Annotated in this window: 3 protein-coding genes; all 3 read left to right on the top strand. The window is 64.4% G+C overall.

The features are described 5' to 3' along the window. Window positions 1-375, top strand: a 375-nt coding sequence (locus ACLP4W_RS03175) for a hypothetical protein (RefSeq protein WP_442384052.1), incomplete at its 5' end; no start/stop codon positions are given. Window positions 376-473: 98 nt separating this feature from the next. Then, window positions 474-1,493 (top strand): zinc-dependent alcohol dehydrogenase family protein, encoded by a 1,020-nt coding sequence (locus ACLP4W_RS03170; RefSeq protein WP_442384050.1) that lies wholly within the window; start codon window positions 474-476, stop codon window positions 1,491-1,493. A gap of 156 nt (window positions 1,494-1,649) precedes the next feature. Beyond that, on the top strand, window positions 1,650-2,543 hold the full coding sequence (locus tag ACLP4W_RS03165) for a TPM domain-containing protein (protein WP_442384048.1): 894 nt from the start codon (window positions 1,650-1,652) through the stop codon (window positions 2,541-2,543). Window positions 2,544-2,630: the final 87 nt, after the last annotated feature.

Here is a 2,630-nt window from a genome sequence, read left to right as displayed (position 1 = left end):
CTCGGCGATAGCGAGACCTGGCGTTGCTCCCGCCAGACCGGGCTGTACTTTGCGACCGGCTTCGTAGGCATCGCACGTTGGTACTCGAAGGTTCTGGCCGTCCTGATCAAGGCGATCGAAGAAGTACTCTCCACGGTTGCGGTCGACTGTGTAGGCGTCGACGGCGGTGCAGGGCAGCAGTTTTGGCAGCACTTTAGCAGCATTGCTGAGCGCGAGTGCCGGCGCGCCGCCGCGCCAGCAAACTCGAACCGCAGCGCCGACCGCCGCGTCTTACCCGTCACGGATGACACGGAGCGTGAGGCGATCCGCGCCGAGGGTCTAGACCCCAACAACCCGGCCGTGGTGGCAGCATCAGAGCTAGTACGGCTGGAATAGGGCCGCGCTGATCCGAATCTTCGCCCTCAAAGGGCGCGGGCCGGCGTTATCCACACCGAATAGGCTGTGAGATCAGGATCCGAAGGAGCGTCAGGAAGATGACAACCATGCGGTCTGTCGTCGCCGACACGGTCGGCGAACCGTCCGAGGTCCTGCACCTGCAGGCCCGCCCGATTCCGAAGCCCGGTCCCGGTCAGGTCCGGATCCGGGTGGCAGCTGCACCAGTCGAGGCCAGCGATCTTCACACCGTCCGCGGCAGGTACGGATTCATCCCGGAGTTCCCCACCGTGCCCGGAATCGAATCCGTCGGTGTGATTGACGAACTCGGTAGCGGTGCAGACGGTCTGACCGTCGGGCAGCGCGTCATCACGATCGGGGTCACAGGCACCTGGCAGGAGTATGTCGTTGCCGATGCCGAGCGGGTCTTGCCTGTTCCCGCCGGCATGAGCAATTCCACGGCGGCCCAGATTCTCAGCAATCCGCTCACCGCCGTGATCTTGACCGGTGATGAACTCGATGTCCGACCGGGTGAATGGCTCCTGCAGACGGCGGCCGGTTCAATCGTGGGCCAGTCGGTCATCCAACTCGGAGCGCACGTCGGCTTCAAGACCCTCAACGTGGTCCGCCGTCGATCCGCTGTCGAGGACATCCTCGCGCTGGGGGGCACCGCGGTGATCTGCACGGAGGATGAGGACCTGCGCGAACGGGTGGCCGACATAGTCGGCCACGACGGCGTGTCCAAGGCGATCGACTGTGTCAGCGGTCAGGTCGGTGCCGACGTGTCGCGTGCGCTGGCACCGCACGGTGAGCTGGTCGTATACGGTGCGCTGTCCACGCACCGCCAAACCGATCCAGACAAACTCACCATCCCCATCTTCGCGCGCTCACTGATTTACGAAACCAAGACCGTTCGGGGGTTCTGGCTGTTCCGCTGGTTCACCGAGACCCCGGAGGATCGGATGGCCGCAGCGATCGACCGGACACTTCAGCTCGCCGAGAGCGGCGCGCTGCGCGTGCCGGAGGGCCAGCCGATCCCCGTCGAGAAGTTCGGCGAAGCCGTCTATTTGGCCGAAGCTCCCGCACACGGTGGCAAACCGCTGCTGGTGTTCGAACCGTAACAGGCAGATATGTACGACAAACCCGAGCCGAAGGCCCGCCAGTAGCCGATTCCCGCAGGTCAAACCGGTAAAATGGAGAGGTGAAGCACAAAACCCCGCCCCACGGCACATGTGCATGACCGCGGCTCGCGACTGGCGGCTGGCTAGATTACCCGCATGCGCATTGTTCGCCTGTTCGGTGTAGTCCTGACGATCCTCATAGCGGGGTTGCTACTGGCAACCCCCGCCGGCGCGCAACCGCCGTCCAAGCTCACAGATCACATCACTGACAGTGCCGGGGTGTTGACGGATTCCGGTCGGGCGACGGTCAAGTCGGCAATCGACCGGCTTTACCACGATCGGCACATTCAACTGTGGGTGGTCTACGTCGACAACTTCTCCAGGTTCAAACCCGAAAACTGGGCCGACCAAACCCGCAGCGCCAGCGGGATGGGCGGCCACGACGTGCTGCTGGCCGTGGCCACGAACACTAAGTCGTACGCGTTCACCGTGCCGCCACAGCTGCAGGGCCTCACCGCAGCCGAGCTAAACAGTCTGCGGAGCAACCAAATTGAACCGGCGGTGGGCGCCAGAGACTGGAGCGGTGCTGCGGTCGCTGCGGCTGACGAGTTGAACAAATCGGCAAGCTCATCGACGCGGATCTGGCTGCTGATCGCGATCGGCGTCATCGTCGTCATGGTCGTCGTCGTGGTGGCTCTCCTGCTCTATCGCGCGCGCCGCCGCAGGCACGCCGCGCGGCGGGTCGACTCTGGCGATGGACAGGTGAACATCAAAGGGCCCGTTCGTTCGTTGGGGCAGGCGTTGTCCATCGCGGAGGCCAGAGTGCGCCAAATCTCCGACTACGCGACCAAGCATCGCGAGAGCATCGGCGCCGAGGCCCAGACCCGACTCGAAGAGGCCAAACGGCAGTTGGCAGCGGCGCACGGCAAGGAAGCGAGCAACGCTTCCGAAGCAATTGCCTATGCCAACGGGGCATCGACGCTGGCCGCTCGGGCGCAAACCCTGGCAAATGCCGATGTGCTAGCGGCGCACCGCACGCGACGACGTTGAGGCACGGCATCTACGCGATGGGTGGATCACCATCGGCGACCGCTGAGCGGCGATCGCGCCATCACCTGCCGTCGGCGATTGGCGCTC

It is taken from the genome of Mycobacterium sp. (assembly GCF_052145595.1).
GTDB lineage: Bacteria > Actinomycetota > Actinomycetes > Mycobacteriales > Mycobacteriaceae > Mycobacterium.
Note: the sequence above shows the minus strand (reverse complement) of the source record. Positions and strands in the feature narration are given on the sequence as shown.

Bases quoted from the DNA above. Each gene is read 5' to 3' on its own strand.
- ACLP4W_RS03170 (WP_442384050.1), top strand. From the start codon at position 474: ATGACAACCATGCGGTCTGTCGTCGCCGACACGGTCGGCGAACCGTCC.
- ACLP4W_RS03165 (WP_442384048.1), top strand. From the start codon at position 1,650: ATGCGCATTGTTCGCCTGTTCGGTGTAGTCCTGACGATCCTCATAGCG.